Below are 22649 nucleotides of genomic sequence, written 5' to 3'. Positions count from 1 at the left end.
GACAGGGGCTCACATCAGCCGGCCACCTGTGACCTCGAGAACCGTCCCCGTCATGTAGGACGAGAGATCGCTGGCCAGGAACAGCGCGACCTTGGCGATCTCCTCCGGCTCACCCGCCCGACCCATCGGGATCTCTGCCATCTTCGCCTCCCAGATGTGCTCGGGCATCGCGCGGGTCATCTCGGTCGCGATCAGGCCCGGCTGGATCGAGTTGACCCGGATGCCGTCCTTGGCGAGCTCCTTCGCCGCCGCCTTGGTGAGGCCCACCACGCCCGCCTTCGCCGCGGAGTAGTTGGTCTGACCGAAGAAGCCGACCTTGCCCGAGATCGAGGACATGTTGATGATCGCGCCACCAGTCCCCTGAGCTCGCATCGTCTCCGCGGCCGCCTGAGTGCCCAGCCAGGCACCGCGGAGGTGCACGGCGATGACCTGGTCGAACTGATCCACGGTCATCTTCTTCAGCGTGGCGTCCCGGGTGATCCCGGCGTTGTTCACCACGACGTCGACACTGCCGAGCTCCTCGCGTGCGTACGCCAGCAACGTATTGACCTGATCCGGGTCGGCGACGTCGCAGCCGAAGCCCCGTACGCGCTCCGGATCGATCTCCTTGGCCGCCTGCTCTGCGGCCGCCTGGTCGAGGTCACCGATCACCACCCGTGCGCCGTTCTCGACGAAGAGGCGAGCAGTCGCCTCCCCGATTCCGCGGGCGGCACCGGTGATGACAGCGACCTTGTTGTCGAGCAGATTCATGCGATCACGCTTTCGTTCAGGGTTTCGGTGTGGTCGTTCTGGCGGTGCTGGACGGCAGCGCCGGAGCTGAGGAGGGCCGAGATCTGGTGATCCGGGACACCGGCTTCACGCAGCACGGCGACGGTGTGCTCGCCGAGCGCAGGCACAGCCCGCATCGGAGCCTCTACGTCCGAGAAGGTCGCAGGCGGAAGCAGAGCGTCGACGACGCCTCCCTCGGTCTCGACGGTGCGCCACCGGTCGCGCGCCTTGAGCTGGGGGTGCTCGACAAGGCCGCTCAAGGAGTTGACCTGCGCCGCAGGGATCCCTGCCTCGGCAAGCCGCGCGTCGAGCGCGGCGGTCGTCCAGGCGCGGGTGTGCGTCGCGACCTCCGCATCGCAGGCGGCCCGGTTCTCGACCCGCGCGATGTTGCTGCGGAACCGGGGGTCGTCAACGAGGTCAGGGCGCCCGAAGACCTCGGTGACGAGAGCGCGCCAGCCGCGGTCGTTCTGGATGCCGATCAGCACCTCGCCGTCGCGAGTCGGGTAGGAGTCGTACGGCGCGATCGCGGCATGGCTGAGGCCCATTCGCGGCAGCTGCCGATCCGCGTACATCTGAACGTACATCGGGTGGCCCATCCACTCCGCGGTCGCTTCGAGCATGGTCACATCGATGGTGGCTCCCTCCCCCGTCCGCTCACGGCGCAGCAACGCTGCGAGCACGGCCTGCGAGCAGTACATCCCGGAGGCGATGTCCGCGGTCGGGATGCCGGTCTTGACGGCCTCGTCGGTCGTTCCGGTGATCGAGACCAGTCCGGCTTCCGCCTGAACGAGCATGTCGTAGGCCTTGCGGTGGGAGAACGGTCCACCTGCGCCGTACCCGCTCAGGTTCACCACCACCAGGTCCGGGTGCTCAGCTCGCAGGACATCGGCACCGAGGCCGAGCCGCTCGGCGGCCCTGGGTGCGAGGTTCTGCAAGAACACGTCGGCTTGGCTGATGACGGCGTGCACAGCGTCCAGACATGCCGGATTCTTGAGATCGAGCGCCACCGACTCCTTGCCGCGATTGAGCCAGACGAAGTGAGACGCGGTGCCATGGACCACGTGGTCGTAGCTGCGGGCCAGGTCGCCGGTGTCGGCGCGCTCGATCTTGATCACCCGAGCACCCAGGTCGGCGAGGTTGCGAGCGGCCAACGGCGCCGCCACCGCCTGGTCGATCGAGACGACGGTGTAGCCCTCCAGCGGCAGCGTCATGACTGGGCCTTCCGCTCCCGGGCCACCAGGCCACTTCCGATGATGAGCCGCTGGATCTCGCTGGTGCCCTCGTAGAGGCGGAGCAGACGTACGTCCCGATAGATCCGCTCCACAGGAACCTCGCGCATGTAGCCGGTGCCACCGTGCACCTGGACCGCAAGGTCGGCGACCTTGCCCACCATCTCGGTACAGAACAGCTTCGCGACCGACGGGGCGATGCGGCGGTCCTCGCCGGTCACGTAGAGCCGAGCGGCATCGCGCACCAGCGCCTTGCCTGCGGAGACACCCGTCTGCTGGTCGGCCAGCATTGCCTGCACGAGCTGGAAGTCGCCGATCGTGTCGTCGCCCTGCGCGGCCGACGAGGCATAGCTGACCGACTCGTCCAGGGCTCGCTGAGCGGTGCCGACCGAGAGCGCGGCGATGTGGACCCGGCCGCGAGCCAGCGACGTCATCGCGGCTCGGTAGCCGACCTCGGCCGCACCGCCGACCAAGGCATCCGCTCCGACCCGCACCTCGTCGAAGTTGACGTCCGCCGTCCACGCTCCCTCCTGGCCCATCTTCTGGTCCTTCGGACCGACGGTCAGTCCCTCAGCGTCGGCGGGCACCAGGAAGACGGCGATGCCGTTGCCCACCTCGGGGGCCGGATTGATTCGCGCGAAGACCACGAACAGGTCCGCGATCGGAGCGTTGGTGATGAACCGCTTGTCACCGCTGATGACCCAGTCGTCGCCCTCGCGAGTCGCCGTGGTGCGCAGGCCGGCCGGATTGGATCCCGCTCCTGGCTCGGTGAGGGCGAACGACGCGACGACGTCGCCAGTGGCGATCCCGGGCAACCATCGCGCCTTCTGCTCGTCGGTGCCGAAACCGACGAGGACCTGGCCGGCGATCCCGTTGTTGGTGCCGAACATCGAGCGCAACGCGAGGGATGTGTACCCCAGCTCCATCGCCAGTTCGACGTCCTGGACCAGGTTCAGCCCCAGACCGCCCCATTCCTGAGGGATCGCGTAGCCGAAGAGCCCCATCTCGGCTGCCTGCTTTCGCAGGTCGTCCGGGATGGCGTTGTTGTTGAGGATCTCGAGCTCCCGAGGCACGACGCGTTCCCGCACGAACTCACGGATCTGAGAGAGGACGTCATCGAAGACGTCGTCGGGAACTTCGGACTGGATTTCTTGGACGGCGGTCATTGCATCAGCATGACTCCAAAGATTGATGGCAGTCCAATACCTAATCAACTATTCTGTTTTCCTATTTCGACATGAAAGGGGGGTGCACCGTGGAGAACTCGCAACTGAGGGCTTTCCTCGCTGTCGCCGAGGAGCTCCACTTCGGGAGGGCGGCGGAACGGCTGCACATCGCGCAACCGCCGTTGAGCCGCACGATCCAGCAGCTCGAGCGTCAGCTCGGAACGCGGCTGTTCGACCGGAGCACTCGCTCGGTCCGGCTGACGACCGCCGGACAGGCCCTGGTGGAGCCCGCAAAGAGCGTGCTCGAGGCGGTCAGACGTGCCGAGAACGCCGTCGAGGCGGCAGAGCTCGGAGAGACCGGGGTCGTGCGCCTGGCTTTCGCCGGCGTCTCGACGTACCAGCTGGTCGCCGAGTGGGCGCGGCTGGTCCGCCAGTTCCGCCCGGGTATCCATCTCGAGCTGTCGAGCCAGAACTTCGCGCAGCAGGGCATGCGCAAGCTGCTCGAGAACGACGCGGACGCCGCACTCGGCCGTTGGGATCTCATCCCTGCAGGCGTCTCCTCCAGGATCGCCGCTCGCGACAGCCTCGTGCTGGCCATGCCCGACACCCACCCGTTGGCGCAGGCGCCCAAAGTATCTTTCGCCGACCTCGCCGGCGAGGAGTTCGTCTCTCTCCCCACCTCAGACGGCGCCGTCCTCCCCGATCGACTTCGTCGACTCGCACACGCTGCCGGGTTCGCCGCCAAGGTCGCCCAGGTGGCGCCCGACACCCAGTCGGCGCTCGCTCTGGTCAGAGCCGAGGTCGGCTGCCATCTGACACTGGCGTCGGTCGCGGAGAACGCCTCTCAACCTCAGGTGAACTTCGTGCCGATCAGCGACGAGACGATGGATGTGAACCTCAGGCTCGCCTGGCGTCAGCACGACGACAACCCGGCCCTCGCTTCAGTGCTCGCCCTCGCCGAGGATCTGCTGTCGACCGACTAGGCAGCTGATCGTCACAGCGTTTCCCCGTCGACCTCGACATGAAGCTGCCGCATCCGCCGGTAGAGCGTCGTACGTCCGATGCCGAGGAGCTCCGCAGCAGCGGACTTGTTACCGTCCGCCATCTCCAGTGCCCTGATGATGGCATCGCGCTCGGCCGTCTCCATGAGCGTGAGCCGGCGACGGGGCGCCGGATTCCGCAGGTGCGCGGGCAGGTGCTTCCTCTCGATGACGGGCGGCACTCCCCCGCCCAGCACTCCAGCCAGTGTCAGCCGGAGCTCCCGCAGCTCACCGGGCCAGTGGTGCTGAAGCATGGCTTGAAGGGCCGACGGCGCCAGCGAGTGCCGGCCCTCCGGGTCCAGCTCGAGGAGGAGATCACGCACGAGTGTCGGAATGCGCTCACGAGACTCGGCAAGGGGACGAATCACATGCCGTGTGGCGATTCGTTCGAGCAGCTCCGTCAGTGAGGCAGCTGCTCGGGCAGAGGCGACGGTGAGCGCGAGCACGTTCGACGACTCGCCGCGATCGACGGCGCTCGTGTGGTCGAGCATCAGCCGTTCCAGATCGGCTACGTCGCCCGGACCCAACGCTTCGAGCCGGCGGACGACGACGTCTTCTCCTCGAGCAAGGTGCTCGCCTGCCTGGGTCAGCCACCCCGGCATTCCCGCCACGATGACGGCGGGCTCGGCACCCGTGCCGACCGCAAGCAGGTCCAGGGCGACGCCAAGTCGCCCCGATCCGCTCGGCCCGTCGACCAAGACCACAGCATCACGTCTCGACGACGCGACCTTGACCAAGGGCAGTGGGACTTCGCTCGTCGCCTGAGGAAGATCGCCCGGGCCGGGATCGAAGAAGTGGACCACGTAGCGGGGCTCGGTGGTGTCCCCGATCGGTCGCCCCGAGATGGTCACGCCGGTGGGCAGCGTGAACTCGAGCGTGTCATGGCGGCGCCAGTCATGGCCGGTGAGGAGCTCCCAGAGGACGAGATGGGTATCGACGTTGACGAAGGGAAGCCCTGGAGTGTTGGCCATGAGCGAGTGGCGGTCCACGACCACGGTGGGACGGCGCGAGTTCTTGTAGCGCATGAACGAAAGCGCCAGCGCCAGGTCCTCGGGCCTGGTCTGGGCACGCAGCCGCTGCTCGATCTGCTGACCGATCTCCTGGGTCAGGGAGAGCATGAGCGAACTGGTGTCCTTGACCGGACCACCCAGGGACACCGACCCGACCACAGAGCCTCCGGGAGCGACGACGGGCGTCGCTGCGCAGGTGAGCGAGGAGAGCAGGTCGTTGTAGTGCTGGCTGCCAGAAACCAGCACCGGTCGCCCCTCGGCCAGAGCCGTACCGAGCCCGTTCGTGCCCATCGTCTCCTCGGAGAAGTCGAACCCCTCGGCGGCATGGACCTGGTCGAGCCTCGAGCGCAGGTCACGCTCTCCGAGACGCCGCGCGACGATGCGTCCGGCGCGATCGCTCAACAACAGCGTCATGGGCGTGTCGGCGAGATGCCTCTCCCAATGCTCCAGCACCGGAAGCGCCGCACGGAACAGGGCGGCTTCAGGATCGACCTCACCTGCCTGGTCCGCCACCCGGTCCGTCGACACCCGGTGACTGATGGAGCGTCGCCAGCTCCGCTCGATGACTTCGGGGACGACGTCACCCACGCCTGGGTGACCGATGAGACCAGCTCTCATCAGCTCCTCCCGAGCGGCCCTCACGGGATCTGATTCGGCCACGGACACCCCCTTGTTGCGTCATGTTCATTGTTCCACGCGCGTGTCACTGGTCATGCCGGCCGTCCCAGGAGCATCAATACGGGGCCCATTGTTGTCGATATCGAATCACTGCGCCTGTAGGCGCAGGCGATCCGAGTGTTTCAGAGTGAAACGCCGCGCCGGCTGTGGCGCGCGTCACGATCGATGTGCAAGGAGCCACACGGTCCCGGAAGGGGCTGGGATCTCAGAAGGAGCACATCATGGACGCACACCCGAACACCGCGGGTTCCCAGGACCTCGACGCCCTCGTCGTCGGCGCGGGCTTCGGCGGCATCTACATGCTGCACAAGCTGCGCAACGAGCAGAACCTGAACGTGGTGGCGATCGACAAGGCCGGTGGGGTGGGCGGCACCTGGTACTGGAACCGTTATCCGGGCGCTCTGTCCGACTCCGAGGGCTTCGTCTACCAGTACTCCTTCGACCAGGAGCTCTACAACGACAACCCGTGGACGACGAAGTTCGTCCGTCAGCCCGAGATCCTCGCCTACCTCAACGGCGTGGTCGACCGCTACGACCTTCGCCGCTCGATCCAGCTCGAGACCGCCATGACGAGCGCCGAGTTCGATGAATCGACCGGACGCTGGACGGTTCGGACCGACACGGGCGACACCTACACGTGCCGTTTCCTCATCACCGGTCTCGGCCTGCTGTCCGCGACCAACCTCCCCGAGTTCCCGGGCGCCGACCGCTTCCAGGGTCAGATCGTCCACACCGGCGCCTGGCCGGCCGACCTCGACCTCACCGGCAAGAAGGTAGGTGTCATCGGCAACGGCTCCACCGGCAACCAGGTCATCACCGCCACCGCGCCGGTCGCAGCGCACCTGACCAGCTTCCAGCGCACGCCTCAGTACAGCGTTCCGGCCGGTAACCGGACGCTGAGCCCGGAGGAGATCCGGGCACAGCGAGAGAACTTCGACGTGAACTGGAAGCAGGTGCGCGAATCGAGCGTCGCCATGGGCTTCGTGGAGAGCGATCGCCCGACGTTCAGCGTCAGCGCCGAGGAGCGCGAGGCGATCTTCCAGCGCGCATGGGACGAAGGCGGCGGCTTCCGTTTCATGTTCGAGACCTTCTGCGACATCGCGACCGACGCCGACGCGAACGAGGAGGCGGCGAAGTTCATCCGCGGCAAGATCGCCGCGATCGTCAAGGACCCCGAGACCGCTCGCAACCTGACGCCCACCGACCTCTACGCCCGACGTCCTCTGTGCGACTCCGGTTTCTACGAGACGTTCAACCGCGAGAACGTCACGCTCGTGAACGTCAAGGAGAACCCGATCGCCGAGCTGACCGAGACGGGCGTACGCACCGCCGACGGCACCGTCCACGAGCTGGACGTCCTGGTGTGCGCGACCGGCTTCGACGCGGTCGACGGCAACTACAAGCGCATCGACATCCGCGGCCGCGACGGCGAGCTCCTCCGCGAGCACTGGGCCGACGGCCCCACGAGCTACCTGGGCATGGCGACCGCCGGCTTCCCGAACATGTTCATGATCCTCGGCCCCAACGGCCCGTTCACGAACCTGCCGCCCTCCATCGAGACTCAGGTCGAGTGGATCGCCGACACCGTCTCCGACCTGCTTCCCGCCGAGAACGGCTGGCTGGATGTGGATCCCGAGACCGAGGTCGCGTGGACCGAGACGTGCGCCGAGATCGCGGACGCGACCCTGTTCCCGAAGGCCGCCTCCTGGATCTTCGGCGCCAACATCCCTGGCAAGAAGCGGACGGTGATGTTCTACCTGGGCGGCATCGCCGCGTACCGCGAGATTCTCGGGAAGGAGTCCTCGAACGGATACCCGGGATTCCTCAACCAGTCCGCTTCGGAACTGGCCTGAGCAGGAACCTCTTCGACGGGGAGGGTCGGCAGATGCCGGCCCTCCCCGTGCGTTTTCGTCACAGCAGCACCTCTCCCCCGCCACCACGACCCGCTCTCCGAGCGGGTCGTTGCGCTGAATGGATCCCTCCTTCGCCGCATGGATGGGCAGGCTCCGATTGCCCGCCTAGCGTCAAGGCACCGGATCGAGATGAGCAGAAGGGCGGCGGCGATGACCTTCGAAGTGACCTTGTTGCCTTCTGGAACGACCTTCCTCGTGGAAGCAGATGAGACCGTCGTCGACGGCCTCAGACGGCACGGCCTTCGTACGCGTTACAAGTGCCGCCGAGGGGGATGCGGCGTGTGCCGCGCGACCCTCGTCAGAGGGGAGATCACCTACCCCTCCGGGGTCTGCGCTGCGGTCCTCGAGGAGGATGAGCCGACACCGGAATCCGGCCCGCACGGGGGTGCATGTCTCCCCTGTCGGGCCGTTCCGGTCAGCGATCTCGTCATCGAGCTCGGTCCGCACGACTCCGTGGTCGACGTCCTCGGGGCCGTTGCCACGGGATCGACCAAGCGGTTGGAGGTCGACGCGACCACGCGCGACCATGATTGAAAGGAAGCAATCGTGAGTGTCTTGAGACTCGGTTACGTGCACATCAACGTGACCAACCTCGCCGAGGCGAGGGACCACTACGTCAACACCCTCGGGATGGACGTCATCCATGAAGACGACGGGACCGCCTACCTCAAGTCCTGGGACGAGGCGGACCACCATTCCGTCGTTCTCCACGAGGGAGGCGTCGGTCTGGTCAAGCTCGGTTACAAGGTCGCCGACGACCAGAGCCTCGCTGACATCGAGAAGAGGGCGCAGGCGTTCGGCGCGACCGTCGACCGGATGAGCAAGGGCGACAACGCGTCCGTCGGCGACGGGCTGCGCATCACCCTGCCCTCGGACCACACGCTCGAGCTCTACAGCGAGATCGAGTACGTCGGAACAGCAACAGGTCTGTGGAACCCCGACCCCTGGCCCCGCGGAGGCCTGCGCGGGATCGGCGTGCCGCGCCTCGACCACACGTTGATCACCACCGAGGACCCGGCGCTCCTCGAACGCTTCTTCGAAGACGTACTCGACTTCCGTGCAGCGGAACGACTCGTCGGCGGTCCGGACAACGACGACCTGGTGGCGTCGTGGATGTTCTGCGGCGAGCAACCGCATGACATCGCCTTCGTGAAGGGTGCCAACGGCAAGCTTCACCACTTCGCGTACCACATGCCGGACTGGTCGGCGCTCCTCCACGCCAGCGACGTCATGTCGATGCACGACGTTCCCATCGACTTCGGTCCGGCACGGCACGGTGTCACCCGAGGCGAGACCGTCTACTTCTTCGATCCCTCAGGCAACCGCAACGAGGTGTTCTCGGGCGGGTACCGAACGGGCAAGGACTGGCGGACCATCACCTGGACGATGGACCAGGCCGCCAGGGGGATCAACTACACCCACCGAGAGATCGACCAGCAGTTCCTGAGCGTCGTGACCTGAGCACTGTCGAGACCAGAGGCTGCGCTTCCCGGCCAGCCACGCAATCGCCCTCGACAGAACGGAAACAGCGTCATGACCATCACGCCCACCTCCACTCCGGAGATCGCCGAGACGATCGACGTCTACGGCATCTCGACCAACTACCACGACGTCGGATCCGGCGACCCCGTCGTGCTCATCCACGGATCCGGACCGGGCGTCACCGCCTGGGCCAACTGGCGCCTGACCTTGCCGGTGCTCGGCGAGAGATATCGTGTGGTCGCACCCGACGTGCTCGGCTTCGGATACACCCACCGACCCGCCGACGTCCGGTACGACATGGAGACCTGGACCGACCACCTGATCGGATTCCTCGACGCGCTGGGGCTCGAGCATGTCGCGATCGTCGGCAACAGCTTCGGCGGAGCCCTCGCGTTGAGTCTGGCCACCCGTGCACCCGAGCGGGTCAGCAAGCTCGTCCTGATGGGCAGCGTCGGGGTTCCCTTCGAGCTGACCGCAGGTCTCGACGCCGTCTGGGGTTTCGAGCCGTCGATCGAAGCCATGCGTGACCTCCTCGAGGTCTTTGCCTACGACCGCACGTTGCTCAGCGAAGACCTCGCGCGCAGCCGACTCGAGGCCGCGACCCGCCCCGGGATCCAGGAAGCCTTCCACTCGATGTTCCCGGCGCCCCGTCAGGAGGCCATCGAACGGATGACCGTCGAGGAGCGCCTGATCCGAAAGATCGCCTCACCGACGCTCGTCGTGCACGGACGAGATGACCTCGTCATCCCCATGTCGAACTCGCTGCGGTTGCTCGAGCTCATCGACGACTCCCAGCTGCACGTCTTCGGCAGGTGCGGTCACTGGGTGCAGATCGAGCACGCCGACGAGTTCGCGAGAATCGTCGGAGACTTCTTGGCCTGACCTGACACACCACCAAGGGGTCGCCGTTCCGTATGGACGGCGACCCCTTGGCGTGCTCTGTCGTCGGGTGGTCGTTATCGATCGGCGAGGGCAGCTGACGGCGACCGGCCGTAGCGACGGCGATACTCGGCAGCGAACCGGCTGGTGTGCAAGAGGCCCCATCGCAGCGCGATGTCGGTCACGGTGTCGTTGTCGTCCGCGGTGATCAGATCGTGGTGCGCGCGCTCCATCCGGAGGTCGTGCAGGTACTGGAAGGGTGTCTGGCCGACGTACTCCCGGAAGCCTTGCTGCAGTCGCCGTACGCTCACGCCGGCGAGCTCGGCCATGTCCGGCGGCGTCCAGGCCCGTCCCGGATCCTGCTCGAGGGCGTCGATGACGCGACGGACGATCCGCGGTCGCGTACCGATCTTGTCTGTTCTCTCGTCCGGTGTGATCGCGAGCAGGAGGCCGGTGATCAGCAGAGCACTCATCTGCTGGGCCATGCGCGGGTCCTGCATCAGCCCCGCGTGGCCCCCGCGGACCTGGTCGAATGTCGACTGCACGAGGCCCAACCAGTCCTGACCGTCATCGGTGTTCAGGTCGAGCTGGTCCGAAACAGGGCGAGGGCGCCGCGCCAGCACGCGCTCGTACTCACGTTCCAGGAAGTCGGAATCGGCGCGGAAGCCCAAGAGCAGGCAGGACGGCTCCCAGGCAGGCAGGTGGGTCGGGGTATCGGGCGGACACACCGTGGCCTGACCGACCTCGGACAGGATCGAGGCACTCCCGATCCGTGACTCGAAAGCGCCCCGGAGCGGAGCGTTGATGGCATAGGCCCCCGGATGATCGCTGCGGATCGCCACCGTCGCACCCAGCGCCATCCTCGTCACCCGGCACGGACCGAGGTCGACCAGCTCGAGCGCGGAGCGCGAGGGTGGACCTGCCGACAGCGGCTGGAGCAAGTGCGGAAAATACGCCTGCGCGACGGCATCGTGGACACCGTCCCAGTCATCGAACGACGCCGCCGATGCGAATCGATGCTGCACAGATCCCTCCTCTCTCACGACCATGGGTCGCCTCCATTCTCACCACTGTGACTCCGATCACTCAAGCCGCGCGGACGGGGTCGGCGGCTGACTGCTTCGCTGGATGGCTCGCGCTTTCGCTGAGCGGATAGTGCGCTCCCACGGCGACCGGTCGGCGCCGCCCACGCTGCGCTGAGCGGATCGCGAGTGCGTCGAGTGGATGGCACGGACCGACGGCGGCTTCTTACGGTCACTGGACTCGCTCAAACCCGAGGAGGAGCCCATGGATCAGCGAATGCTGCGTGATGTGTTCGGACTGTTCGCCACCGGCGTGACGGTCGTGACCTGCACCAGTGACGACAACCGGCCGCACGGTGCGACGGTCACCGCCTTCACCCCGATCTCGCTCGACCCGCCATTGGTCCAAGTGGCGATGACCCGAAGTTCCAAGGCCTGTGCCTACCTGGGCGGTGAGTCCTTCGCCGTCAACGTGCTCTCCGAGCACCAGGTCGACGTTGCGTGGCACTTCGCCGGTCGCCCTTCTCCGGTCGCGCCTCGCCTGCTCGACGGACCCACCGCACCGGTACTCGCCGACGCCGCGGCAACCATCTCCTGCACGCCGTGGGCGACGTACGACGGAGGTGACCACCTGCTCTTCGTCGGACACATCGAAGACGTGGTCATAGCCGAGAGCGACCCGCTCCTCTTCCATCGCAGCAGCTTCAAGTCCATCGGCCCACGCCTGGGGGCTTCGGCATGGCTGGGCTGCTGTGACGACCCGAGCACGGGCTGGTTCGACGCATCGACGTCCTTCCAGCCGGCACACATGGCGGCAACCGCGTCCGTGTGAACACCACCCACCACCACCCGAAGGGATTCACCATGACTGCCACGATCGAACCCGGCGATGACACCCTCGTCGACACCAGTCGGATCAATCCGGCGGCTTCCTCCCCCGTCAATCAGCAGACGAACTTCGCGACGCGGCCCATGAACGGCGACGAGTACGTCGAGTCGCTCCGAGACGGGCGGGAGGTCTGGATCCACGGCGAGCGGGTCGACGACGTGACCACCCACCCGGCGTTCCGGAACTCGATCCGGATGATCGCGCGCCTGTACGACTCCATGCACGACGGGCCGATGAAGGACGCCGTCACCACCCCCACGGACACGGGCAACGGCGGCGTCACGATGCCGTTCTTCCGCACTGCCACGTCTGCTGAGGACATGCTCAAGGACCGCGATGCGATCGCGGCCTGGGCCCGGATGACGTACGGCTGGATGGGCCGCTCCCCCGACTACAAGGCCAGCTTCCTCGGCACCCTGCACGCCAACAAGGAGTTGTACGCCCCCTTCGAGGCCAATGCCGAGCGCTGGTATCGCGAGTCGCAGGAGAAGGTCCTGTACTGGAACCACGCGATCATCAACCCGCCGGTGGACCGCCAGCTGCCGCCGGACGAGGTCGGCGACGTCTTCATGAAGGTGGAGAAGGAGACCGATGCCGGCCTGATCGTCTCCGGCGCCAAGGTGGTCGCGACCGGCTCGGCGATCACCAACTACAACTTCATCGCCCACTACGGGCTCCCGATCAAGAAGCGCGAGTTCGCCCTGGTGTGCACCGTCCCGATGAACGCGCCGGGGGTCAAGCTGATCTCTCGGACGTCGTACGCACAGAACGCCGCCATCGTGGGCACACCGTTCGACTACCCGCTGTCGAGCCGGATGGACGAGAACGACGCCATCTTCGTCTTCGACAAGGTGCTGGTCCCCTGGGAGAACGTCTTCATCTACGGCCAGGCGGATCGGGTCAACTCCTTCTTCCCCCAGTCCGGCTTCCTCCCCCGAGCGATGATCCAGGGCTGCACGCGGCTGGCCGTGAAGCTGGACTTCATCGCCGGCCTGCTGATGAAGGCACTGGACTGCACGGGCGCGGCGGACTTCCGTGGCGTTCAGACCCGGGTCGGCGAGGTCATCGGCTGGCGCAACCTGTTCTGGTCGCTGACCGAGTCGATGGCCCGCAACCCGGAGGAGTGGATCGGTGACGCGAAGCTGCCGAAGCTGGAGTACGGCCTCACCTACCGGCTCTTCATGATGCAGGGCTATCCGAGGGTGAAGGAGATCATCGAGCAGGACGTCGCCTCCGGACTGATCTACCTGCCCTCCTCGGCCGCCGACTTCCAGTCCGCCGAGGTGCGCCCGTACCTCGACAAGTACGTCCGCGGAAGCGACGGGATCACCGCCGTCGACCGGGTCAAGGTCATGAAGGCGCTGTGGGACTCGATCGGCTCCGAGTTCGGCGGCCGTCACGAGCTCTACGAGCGCAACTACTCCGGCAACCACGAGAACGTGAAGGCCGAGCTCCTCTTCGGCGCCCAGGCGACGGGAGTCGTCGACGGGATGCGTTCGCTGGCGGACACCTTCCTCGGGGAGTACGACCTCGACGGCTGGACGGTCCCCGACCTGATCGACAACAAGGACGTCAGCTTCTTCACCAACCGGTGAGGAGGACGGGCCGACGGTGGCTCTCGAGCCACCGTCGGCCCGTGCCGAATGCAGGTGCTGGCCGGTCCGGGCCGCCCTCGATGTCACACGGTCGATGAACCGACCGTCAGCCCTCCGCACACGTAGAGGGTCTGACCGGTCACAAAGCCGGCGCGGTCTCCGAGGAAGTACGACGCGGCTGCCGCGACATCGTCCGGCTCGCCGACACGGCCGACGGGCACAGCGTCGATGATCGCCTGCGTTCTGGCGCTCCCGGGCGGGTTCGCCCGATTGAACAGCTCGGTGGCGATCGGTCCCGGCCCGATGGCGTTGACCGTCACGCCGTGCTGCCCGAGCTCGAGCGCCCAGACGCGCGTCAGGCCGATCAGGCCCGCCTTCGCCGCCGCGTACGCGCTTCGAAGCTCCTTGCCCAAAGCCGCACGTGAGGACATGTTGAGGATGCGACCGAAACCGGCTTCCTTCATCCCGGGGAGGAGTGCCTGGGTGCACTGCACCGCGGCGCGGAGGTTGAGATCGAACGACGCTTGGAACGAGCCCAGGGTCTGCTCCTCCAAGGGGGCAGGGAAGACCGCACCGACATTGTTGACCAACCGGGTGATGGGTCCGTCTGCCAACGCTTCGGCCAATGCCGCCGCGGTGGCGTCCGCGTCGGAGAGGTCAGCGGTGATCGACCGCCCCACAGGAGAGGGGTCGCGGTCGATGACGACGACCTCCCAACCCTGGCTGCGCGCCTCCTCGCTGATGGCAAGGCCGATACCGGCGGCGCCGCCGGTGATGAGGATCCGGGGTGGGTTCACGTTGTCTTCCTGTGTGCTCATGTCGTAGCGATGGGGGTAAGAGGTGAGCCGGTCGCTCCCGGCAGCCGTAGCGGTGGTGCGGTGAGCAAGAGGCGGGAGCGCCCGTTCTCGCGTAGGTGCTCGGCCAGATCGCTGAGCCACCAGAGCTCGCCCAGGTGGATGCCAAGGCGGAAGAGGCAGAGCTCATGGAGCGGCAGGACCGGCTGCCCGGCCTCATGGCCCGGCGGCGGGAATGCCTCGACCGCATGGTTGTCGGCCGCGATCGCGGCGACTCCGGAATCGCGGATCCAGGCCTGCAGGCCGGGATCCGCACCATCCAGCATCGCGCCCGTTGCCTCTCCGGGTTCGCCGCCGCCCATGTACGCCCGGGCGAAACCTGTGTGGATCAGCAGGAGGTCCCCCGGTTCGACGGTGACCTTCAGTGCGTCGAGAGCATCGAGCCACCGCTCGCCGGTCACGACGGTCCGGCCTGGGCCGAGATGAGCCTCGAGGTCGACCAGGACCGCCCGCCCCTGGACTCCGTGAGCAGCCATCGCGTCGATACCGACCGGGCCGGCATCGCTCGTCGATGCCGCTCCGTTCTCCGCCCCCTCGACGTCGGCGAGGCTGGCCAGTCCCGCGAGAGCCGGGGAGCTGGGGCCGCGTACCTCACGGTCCGCCCGCCATCCGTTGTAGTAGACGATCTCGGGGGTCCCGTCGCCGTCGGCGTCGAAGTGTGCGCCGATGTGACCGAACGCGTCCCACTGTGTGGAGTACTGCGTATGCAGGACGACCAGGTCGTCGCCGACGATGTCGGTCGCTCCGGGGTGGGCCACGGCCATCTCACAGTTGAAGTTGACCCGGCCGGACCTGATCGTGGGACGTACGACGGGTGGCAGGCGATGCTTGCTCAGTGCGGTTCCGCCCGGCCGATCGAGGGGAAGGGAGAGCGGGAACACCCGCCCCTCCCGCACCTCCGCGACGCCCTTGCGGACCTGCTCGGGACCGACGAGGTTCAACCGGCCGAGCCGGTCGTCTACGCCGAAGTCACCCCACGTGGATCGGTCGGGGCGATTCACCCAGCGAGGCGAGCTGGGCGGCGCCGGCGAGACCGCGTCGTCGCGCGTCATGCTCAGCGAAGCAGCTGGTGGATCTCGATGACGTTGCCAGCGGGGTCGGTGAAGAAGATCTGGTCCCAGTCCTTGACGGCCCACTCGCCGTAGTCAGAGAACGGGATGCCCTTGTCGTTGAGGTGCTTGCGCACCTCGTCGAGGTCGTCGGTCCGGAAGGCGAAGTGGCCCGTGAGCAGCGGGTTGACGCCGTGCCCCATCTGCGGACCGAGGTAGGCCTGGCGACGTCCGGCGTGAATCTGCAGCTGGTCACCCTCGCCTGCGTCGAAGAAGGCGACGTTCTCGCCCCAGGTCTCGTCGTCGGGGTCCGCCGCCTCGGCGGCGGGCTCCTCATGTCCGATGTGGTCGATCATCGGGGGAAGCGGCATCTTCTCGAGCCCGAGCACGTCTGAGTAGAACGCGTGGAGCTCCTCCATGTTGTCGGAGACGACGTTGACGTGGTGGAGGCGGAGCTTCATGGGTCTGTTTCTTCCTTACGTTTCGCGGATGGGCACCGGGTGCGCCGACCTCTGAGAGCGGGTCGGAGCGCGTTGTGCCTCCCATCACACAACCATGGGTTACATTCGGCGTCCAATACCAATCCACTCTGTTTTGATAGCGACTCCAGAACAATCTCACCGGAGGAAACCATGGAACTGCGCGACTTCGAGGCGTTCGTAGCAGTCGCGGAAGAGCTCCACTTCGGGCGCGCCGCGGCAAGGCTCCACATCTCGCAACCACCGCTCAGCAGCCGCATCCGAATGCTCGAGCAGGATCTGAAGCTCAAGCTCTTCGAGCGCAGCACTCGCAGCGTGACGCTCACCGACGCCGGCGCGCGCCTCCTCGACCCGGCTCGTCGCGTCCTCAACCAGGTCGAGGACGCGCTGCAGGTCGCTCGATCGATCAACTCCGGCGATCAGGGCCGGGTCCGCATCGGGTTCGCCGGTGCATCGAGCCAGCGCGTCCTGCCACAGATGGCCAACGCCGTTCGCAAGGCCCACCCCGGGATCGAGCTCGAGCTGCAGTCGCAGACCTACGTCTACACCGCCTTGGAGCTCGTCCGCGACGGATCCCTCGACCTGGCGTTCGCGCGACTGCCGATCCCCCATGCCGAGCTCGCCTGGCGGGTCGTCGAGGTGGAGGAGCTGATCTGCGCCCTGCCCGAAAGCCACCCACTCGCCGACCGGGACAGCATTCGGCTCGCAGAGCTACGTGACGAGGACTTCGTGAGCCTTCCGGACGACCAGGGGTCGATCCTCCAGTCGACCATGTACTCGCTCTGCGTCACCGCAGGCTTCCGGCCCCGGGTCGCCCAGGTAGCACCGGACTCCAGCACCGTTCTGGCACTGGTGGCCGCGGGTGCCGGCGTCACGATCACCCTCAGCTCGGTCAAGCCGGTCCAGTCCGTCGGACTCGTCTATCGACCCATCGAGGGCATCAGCCCGAGCCACATGTTCGCCACGCTCGTATGGCGAAAAGACGACCCCTCCCCTGCGCTGGCCAAAGTGCTCGAATCCGGTGAGGCAGCGCTGCCCACCCCTGATCTTTCTGGTTTGGCAATGGATAAATCCGCAATTGGTATTGGAAATGGATAGGTCCTGGGGGTTAGCGTCGCCCCTGTTGTGGCGAACGTCACTGAGACCTCAGGAGGAAATGCATGGCGACCAAGAACGACGACCTCGGCGCGACCGGACAGCCCGGACTCACCGGTGACGACCGGGATCGCCTGCGCGTCGCCGTGGTCGGGCTCGGTGCGATCGGCTTCCCGATGGCGCACCGCCTGAGCGACGCGGGCCACGACGTCGTCGGGATCGACCCGGCCCCCGCTGCCCGGGAGCGGGCGGAGGCTGTCGGGATGACGTCCGCAGCCGACGTCACCGACACCAAGGGCTGCGACGTGGTCCTGGTGCTCGTCGCAACTGGCAGCCAGGCGAAGGACGTAGCGACGGCGGCAGCCCGTCACCGCGGATCGCTCGAGGGTGAGACCTGGGTCCTCGTCTCGACGATCGGCCCCACCGACGCCCGCGCCGCGCAGGAGAGCTTGGCGTCCGCCGGCGCCAGCGTGGTCGACGCCCCGGTGACCGGTGGCGTGCCCGGCGCCGAGCAGGGCCGCTTGAGGTTCTTCACCGCCGGACCGGAGGACGCCATCGACCGCCTTGCCGGCGTGTTCGGGATCCTGGGCGAGGTCTTGCTCGTCGGCGGGACCGTGGGCGACGGACAGTCCATGAAGCTCGTCAACCAGCTCTGCAGCTCGACCCACCTGGTGGTCGCTGCCGAGGCCATCGCGCTCGCGACCTCCTTCGGCCTCGATCCCGTCCGCGCCGTCGAACTCATCAGCGGCGGCTCCGGCGCCTCGTGGTTCTTCGACGACCGTGGCCCGCGCATGGCTGACGGCGCGCCAGATGTTCTGACCCGACTGGCCATCCTCGCCAAGGACAACGCGCTCGTCGCAGCCTTGGCCGCGGAAGCCGGGGCGTCGGTCCCCATGCTGGAGACGGCCCGCCGCCGCTACCAGGCAGCGGAGGCCATGGGCCTCCTCGACGAGGACGACAGCCAGATCATCCGGACGTACGACCCGCGCAACTGAGCGGCGGGCGGCCACCACGAACGGCGGCCGCCGCCCCACCGCCTGCGCCGACGCCGCGACTCGGTCGTGGCGCGCTGCGCTGTACCCGAAATCAGCCGATAACCCCGAGAGAGGTCCCCCTCATGGCCACCGAGCAGCTGTCTCCCGAAGCAATGGAGGCCGGCATCTACAAGAAGATGCTGGCCCGAATCCTCCCGATCGTGATGCTGGGCATGTTCATCTCCTACATCGACCGCGCCAACATCGGCATCGTCGCCGGTCCCATGTCGGAGGACCTCGGCCTCACCGCCGCGGCCTTCGGCCTCTCGGCCGGGCTCTTCTACATCGGCTACCTCGCCTTCGAGATCCCGTCGAACCTGGCCCTCGCCAAGGTGGGCGCCCGGAGGTGGATCGCCCGGATCATGGTCACCTGGGGCGCCGTGACCATGTGCATGGCGCTGGTGCAGAACGAGCTGACCCTGCACATCCTGCGCATTCTGCTCGGCGTGGCCGAGGCCGGGTTCTCCCCGGGCGCACTGCTCTTCCTGGCCTTCTGGTGCCCGCCACGGCTGCTTCCCCGTGCGTACTCCATGCTCAATCTCGCCGTGCCGATCGCCCTGATGACCGGCGCACTCCTCACCTCGTCGCTGCTCCTGATGGACGGCGTGCTCGGACTGGCTGGCTGGCGCTGGGTCTTCCTCCTCGAGGGACTGCCCGCGATCGTGCTGGCCGCATACATCTTCTTCCGGCTTCCCGAGCGACCCGAGGACGCCGCCTGGCTCACCTCCTCGGAGAAGTCCTACCTGGCCGAGACCGCCACCCAGGAGGACACCTCCAGCCACGGGGTCAAGCAGATGCTCTCGGCCATGCGACTGCCGTCGGTATGGCTCTTCGCGCTGACGTACTTCTGCGTGCTGATCGGGTTCTGGTCGATCACCTACTTCCTGCCCACCATCGTCGGCGAGCAGTTCGAAGTCGGCGCCGCTGCGGCTGGGTTCATCTCGGCTGTCCCGTGGCTGTTCTCGACCATCGTGATGATCGTCGTGGCCCGCAGCGTGGTCCGCACCGGCGACCGGCGCTGGCACATGACCGGACTGATGGCGGCCGCCGCAGTCGGCCTCAGCGTCGGCGTGCTGTCCGGGAACCCGTTCATCGCGATCTGCGGAGTCGCGTTCGGTGCCGCCGGGTTCTTCGGCGTGCTGTCCACCTTCCAGGCGACGGTCGCCCAGGTCTATGCCGGCGGACTGGCCGTCGTCGCGATCGCGCTGGTCAACAGCTTCGGCAACCTGAGCGGGCTGGTCGGGCCGTACGTCCTGGGCCTGATCAAGGACGCAACGGGCTCCACGGAGTCGGGCCTGCTGATCATGGCCGGCTTCTTCGCTATCGCCGCCGTGCTCGTGAACATCATGTTCCGCTGGGCCGACCAGCAGACCGGCGGAATCGCGACCAACGTCCAGCGCACAACCCACGTCTCAGCAGGCTCGACGACTGCGTCCAGGGCGTAGCCGGGGGTTCCGACGAGGCGAGCATTGATTCGCATCAGCGAATAACCACCCTCGGATCAGTACTTCAGCGCGACGCTGATCAGCCCTAGCGTCGCCGCCACCCAACCCAGGAGCAACCTCAGCATGAAGATCGTCTCCGTACGGGCCGTTCCGTACGCCATCCCCTTCAGTCGCCCTCTGCACTTCGCGAGCGGCTTCATCGACCTCGCGGACAACGTCCTCGTCCAGGTGACGACCGACGACGGCGTGGTCGGGGTGGCCGAAGCACCCCCGAGGCCATACACCTATGGCGAGACCCAGGTCTCCATCGTCGGCGTGATCGAGAAGCTCTTCGCCCCCGCCGTCGAGGGGCTCACCCTGCTCGACCGCGAGGAGGTCCGGGCCCGCCTCGGGCGGACGGTCGGCAACCCCACCGCCAAGGCCGCGATCGACATGGCCATGTGGGATGCCTGGGGCAAGACGGTCGGCCAGCCCGTCCACGAGCTCCTCGGGGGCTACGCCGACCGGCTCCGGGTGAGCCACATGCTGGGCTTCGAGGCGCCCGAGATCGTGGCCGACCAGGCCATCGAACTGCGGGAGACACTCGGGATCACCAGCTACAAGATCAAGGTGGGACGCCAACCCATCGATCTGGATGTCGCTGTCTGCCGCGCGGTGCGGACGGCCGTCGGTGACGACGCCGAGATCTACATCGACGGGAACCGCGGCTGGACCGCCCCACAGGCGGCCGAAGCGGTCCGGCAGCTCGAGGGGGTCGGCCTGTCACGGGTCGAGGAGCTCTGCCGAGCCGACGACGTGATGGGGCGGCGCTGGCTCGTCTCGCAATGCCCGGTCCCGTTCGTCGCCGACGAGAGCGCACCGACACCCGCCGACGTCACCCGTGAACTGATGGCCGGTGCGGCCACCGGTGTCAGCATCAAGACCGCGCGTACAGGCTTCTCCGACTCGCTCCGGGTGGCCCATCTGGCCGAGGGGCTAGGTGTCGAGACCGTCATCGGCAACCAGATCGACGGCCAGGTCGGCACCGCGTGCTCGCTGGCGTTCGGCGCTTCCCAGGCATGGACCGCGCGGAACTCGGCCGAGCTGTCCAACTACCTCGACATGAGCGACGACCTGCTCGCCGACCCGCTCACCATCATCGACGGCGCGATGCACGTCCTGCCAGGACCCGGCCTCGGCATCGAGATCGACCCGGACAAGCTGTCGAAGTACCGGACGGACGTATGAGCACCTGAACGAGCTCAGGAAGTGGACAACTTGTAGGAACAACCATTTCCATGGCAGGGTTACTTGTAGCGACAACCAAAGTGGTGGGGCTCAGCGCCCCACCACGTCGGCTTCGGCCGCAACACCGACCCCAGCCCGAAAGGTTCCTCACATGCGCAAGCTGCTCTCCCCCGCCGCCAACTCCCCGGCCGCGACCGACCTCGCCCTGCTGATCTCCCGCGTCGCCCTCGGCGTCATCCTGGTGGCTCACGGCTGGCAGAAGTTCAGCACGTTCACGATCGCGGGCACCGCCGCCTCGTTCGGCGACATGGGCATCCCCGCACCGGACGCAGCTGCCGTCTTCGTGACCGCGGTCGAGGCGATCGGCGGCGTCGCCCTCATCCTCGGCGTCCTCACGCCGATCGCGGCGGTCCTCAACGTGATCACGCTGCTCGGTGCACTCGTCCTCGTCCACGCCGAGAACGGGGTGTTCGTGGACCAGGGCGGGTTCGAGCTCGTCCTGGCCCTCTTCGCCGGCCTAGCGGTGATCACCATGCTCGGCGCCGGCCGCATCAGCGTCGACGCTCTCCTCGGGCGCACCGCCACCGCACAGTGACTGCGGACACCGACGATCGCAGAAAGGTGACCTCGTGAACATGGAACGTGAGCCGGTTGTGGCTTGGCGGTCCCCGGACGATCCGAACCACCCCCTCGTAGTGCTGCTGCACGGGCGTGGAGCCGACGAGCAGAGCATCCTGGGACTCGCCGACCACCTGCCCGACGGCCCCTCGTACGTCGCGGTCCGCGCGCCGATCGCCGAGAACGGCGGCTACGCCTGGTTCGCCAACCGTGGGATCGGTCGGCCCGTGGCCGAGTCCCTTGCCGAGACCATGTCCTGGTTCAGGACCTGGCTCGACGACGTCGCCCCGACGGGCCGTCCGGTGATCCTGGTCGGCTTCAGCGGTGGCGCTGCGTTCGCCGGTGGTCTGCTGCTGGCAGATCCGCGCCGGTTCTCGGGTGCCGCGATCCTGTACGGCACCCTGCCTTTCGACGCCGGCGTTCCCGTGACGCCGGCGCGATTGGCCGGGGTTCCGGTCTTCGTCGCCCAGGGCGAGACAGACACGGTGATTCCGCGCGAACTGCTCGACCGCACCTGGACCTACCTGCTGAGCGAGTCCGGGGCCCCGCCGTACGCCCGGCGCGACCCAGGTGGTCACGGGCTCACGCAGGGCACGGTCGCCGAGCTCGGCGGTTGGATCGCCGAACGCGTCGGCTTTCTCAGGCACCGCGACGCGAACATCGACAGTCCGGTGACCTGGAGGGCCATCATGGGTGGCGAGCTGCCGGTTCGCGCCGGCCACCGGCCGGAGGTGTCCTGGACCATTCCCCAGGAGCAGAGGTCGGACAACAGCCCTACCGACATCCAGGAGCAGCTGTTCGCCCGAGTCGCGGCCCTGCCCGGGGTAGCCAGCCGCCAGTCCGCGATCTCCGTGCCTGGCGCCCGAGGCTTCATGGTCGATCCCGCTCCGGAGGTGCCGCTCGATGCGTTCCTCGTGCCTTCGGCCGGAGAGTTCGCGCATCTCCACCCCGGTTACGACGGATCGCTGCACCTCGCGCTCCCACCGGCCCTGGCCCGGGACGCAGTCGCCAAGGGCTGGGCCGTTGCCCACCCCTTGGCCGGTGTCCGACTCGCACGCGGCATGGTGCTGGTCTACGGTCCCCGTGACGAGACTGAGCTGGACATCGTGACCGCCGTCGCAACGGCCAGCCACGCCTTCGCCACGACCCTGGGAAGCCGGCACATGGGCCTGTGATC

At 67.3% G+C, this 22649-nt stretch carries 21 protein-coding genes; 13 read left to right on the top strand and 8 right to left on the bottom strand.

Features of this window, described 5'->3' with window-relative positions:
* Positions 1-9 precede the first annotated feature (9 nt).
* The 3 genes from fabG to BLT25_RS15560 are packed head-to-tail and all read right to left on the bottom strand — an operon-like array spanning position 10 to position 3163.
* Entirely contained in the window at positions 10-750 is a 741-nt protein-coding gene (gene fabG / locus BLT25_RS15570) for a 3-oxoacyl-ACP reductase FabG (protein WP_091047548.1), read from the bottom strand.
* On the bottom strand, positions 747-1979 hold the full coding sequence (locus BLT25_RS15565; protein WP_091047546.1) for a CaiB/BaiF CoA transferase family protein: 1233 nt from the start codon (positions 1977-1979) through the stop codon (positions 747-749). The genes fabG and BLT25_RS15565 overlap by 4 nt, the downstream gene beginning before the upstream one ends.
* Positions 1976-3163 (bottom strand): acyl-CoA dehydrogenase family protein, encoded by a 1188-nt coding sequence (locus BLT25_RS15560; RefSeq protein WP_091047542.1) that lies wholly within the window; start codon positions 3161-3163, stop codon positions 1976-1978. The genes BLT25_RS15565 and BLT25_RS15560 overlap by 4 nt, the downstream gene beginning before the upstream one ends.
* 89 nt (positions 3164-3252) lie before the next feature.
* Here BLT25_RS15560 and BLT25_RS15555 point away from each other — a divergent pair, with 89 nt between their 5' ends.
* Positions 3253-4146 carry a LysR substrate-binding domain-containing protein gene (locus tag BLT25_RS15555; protein WP_091047541.1) on the top strand — a complete coding sequence of 298 codons (894 nt, stop codon included), beginning with the start codon at positions 3253-3255 and terminating at the stop codon, positions 4144-4146.
* Between the two features lie 11 nt (positions 4147-4157).
* Here BLT25_RS15555 and BLT25_RS15550 read toward each other — a convergent pair whose 3' ends face one another.
* Positions 4158-5801 carry a sigma-54-dependent Fis family transcriptional regulator gene (locus BLT25_RS15550; protein WP_176883942.1) on the bottom strand — a complete coding sequence of 548 codons (1644 nt, stop codon included), beginning with the start codon at positions 5799-5801 and terminating at the stop codon, positions 4158-4160.
* Between the two features lie 311 nt (positions 5802-6112).
* Here BLT25_RS15550 and BLT25_RS15545 point away from each other — a divergent pair, with 311 nt between their 5' ends.
* From BLT25_RS15545 to BLT25_RS15530, 4 genes are all read left to right on the top strand, one after another.
* Entirely contained in the window at positions 6113-7744 is a 1632-nt protein-coding gene (locus BLT25_RS15545; protein ID WP_091047536.1) for a flavin-containing monooxygenase, read from the top strand.
* A gap of 138 nt (positions 7745-7882) precedes the next feature.
* The gene (locus BLT25_RS15540) at positions 7883-8338 is read left to right on the top strand and encodes a 2Fe-2S iron-sulfur cluster-binding protein (protein WP_091047534.1); all 456 of its coding nucleotides are present in this window, start codon (positions 7883-7885) and stop codon (positions 8336-8338) included.
* Between the two features lie 12 nt (positions 8339-8350).
* Positions 8351-9265 (top strand): catechol 2,3-dioxygenase, encoded by a 915-nt coding sequence (locus tag BLT25_RS15535; RefSeq protein WP_091047531.1) that lies wholly within the window; start codon positions 8351-8353, stop codon positions 9263-9265.
* A 72-nt stretch (positions 9266-9337) separates the two neighbouring features.
* A complete protein-coding gene (locus BLT25_RS15530) occupies positions 9338-10168 on the top strand; it encodes an alpha/beta fold hydrolase (RefSeq protein WP_091047529.1) in 831 nt (276 codons plus the stop codon).
* A 74-nt stretch (positions 10169-10242) separates the two neighbouring features.
* Here BLT25_RS15530 and BLT25_RS15525 read toward each other — a convergent pair whose 3' ends face one another.
* Positions 10243-11214, bottom strand: coding sequence for an AraC family transcriptional regulator (locus BLT25_RS15525; protein WP_091047527.1), 972 nt, complete (start codon positions 11212-11214; stop codon positions 10243-10245).
* 238 nt (positions 11215-11452) lie between these two features.
* Between BLT25_RS15525 and BLT25_RS15520 the strand changes: the two genes are divergently transcribed.
* Together BLT25_RS15520 and BLT25_RS15515 are read left to right on the top strand one after the other, a co-directional pair.
* Positions 11453-12019 carry a flavin reductase family protein gene (locus BLT25_RS15520; RefSeq protein ID WP_091047525.1) on the top strand — a complete coding sequence of 189 codons (567 nt, stop codon included), beginning with the start codon at positions 11453-11455 and terminating at the stop codon, positions 12017-12019.
* Between the two features lie 32 nt (positions 12020-12051).
* Positions 12052-13671, top strand: a complete 1620-nt coding sequence (locus BLT25_RS15515) for a 4-hydroxyphenylacetate 3-hydroxylase N-terminal domain-containing protein (protein ID WP_091047523.1) — start codon at positions 12052-12054, stop codon at positions 13669-13671.
* 83 nt (positions 13672-13754) lie between these two features.
* Here BLT25_RS15515 and BLT25_RS15510 read toward each other — a convergent pair whose 3' ends face one another.
* The 3 genes from BLT25_RS15510 to BLT25_RS15500 are packed head-to-tail and all read right to left on the bottom strand — an operon-like array spanning position 13755 to position 16035.
* Positions 13755-14468, bottom strand: a complete 714-nt coding sequence (locus tag BLT25_RS15510; RefSeq protein WP_176883939.1) for an SDR family oxidoreductase — start codon at positions 14466-14468, stop codon at positions 13755-13757.
* A 17-nt stretch (positions 14469-14485) separates the two neighbouring features.
* Entirely contained in the window at positions 14486-15526 is a 1041-nt protein-coding gene (locus BLT25_RS15505) for a cyclase family protein (RefSeq protein ID WP_218131354.1), read from the bottom strand.
* A 53-nt stretch (positions 15527-15579) separates the two neighbouring features.
* The gene (locus BLT25_RS15500) at positions 15580-16035 is read right to left on the bottom strand and encodes a VOC family protein (protein WP_091047515.1); all 456 of its coding nucleotides are present in this window, start codon (positions 16033-16035) and stop codon (positions 15580-15582) included.
* 171 nt (positions 16036-16206) lie between these two features.
* Here BLT25_RS15500 and BLT25_RS15495 point away from each other — a divergent pair, with 171 nt between their 5' ends.
* The 6 genes from BLT25_RS15495 (at position 16207) to BLT25_RS15470 (ending at position 22647) form a co-directional block, all read left to right on the top strand.
* Positions 16207-17151 carry a LysR substrate-binding domain-containing protein gene (locus tag BLT25_RS15495; RefSeq protein WP_091047513.1) on the top strand — a complete coding sequence of 315 codons (945 nt, stop codon included), beginning with the start codon at positions 16207-16209 and terminating at the stop codon, positions 17149-17151.
* A gap of 62 nt (positions 17152-17213) precedes the next feature.
* Positions 17214-18143 carry an NAD(P)-dependent oxidoreductase gene (locus BLT25_RS15490; RefSeq protein ID WP_091047511.1) on the top strand — a complete coding sequence of 310 codons (930 nt, stop codon included), beginning with the start codon at positions 17214-17216 and terminating at the stop codon, positions 18141-18143.
* Between the two features lie 122 nt (positions 18144-18265).
* A complete protein-coding gene (locus tag BLT25_RS15485; RefSeq protein WP_091047509.1) occupies positions 18266-19627 on the top strand; it encodes an MFS transporter in 1362 nt (453 codons plus the stop codon).
* A 123-nt stretch (positions 19628-19750) separates the two neighbouring features.
* Positions 19751-20854 (top strand): mandelate racemase/muconate lactonizing enzyme family protein, encoded by a 1104-nt coding sequence (locus tag BLT25_RS15480; RefSeq protein ID WP_091047506.1) that lies wholly within the window; start codon positions 19751-19753, stop codon positions 20852-20854.
* A gap of 151 nt (positions 20855-21005) precedes the next feature.
* Positions 21006-21449: a DoxX family protein gene (locus BLT25_RS15475; RefSeq protein ID WP_091047503.1), complete on the top strand. Its 444-nt coding sequence runs from the start codon at positions 21006-21008 to the stop codon at positions 21447-21449.
* A 40-nt stretch (positions 21450-21489) separates the two neighbouring features.
* Positions 21490-22647 carry a luciferase domain-containing protein gene (locus tag BLT25_RS15470; protein ID WP_091047501.1) on the top strand — a complete coding sequence of 386 codons (1158 nt, stop codon included), beginning with the start codon at positions 21490-21492 and terminating at the stop codon, positions 22645-22647.
* Positions 22648-22649: the final 2 nt, after the last annotated feature.

Origin of the sequence: Nocardioides sp. YR527 (assembly GCF_900101045.1) — a bacterium.
Classification (GTDB): domain Bacteria; phylum Actinomycetota; class Actinomycetes; order Propionibacteriales; family Nocardioidaceae; genus Nocardioides.
Note: the sequence above shows the minus strand (reverse complement) of the source record. Positions and strands in the feature narration are given on the sequence as shown.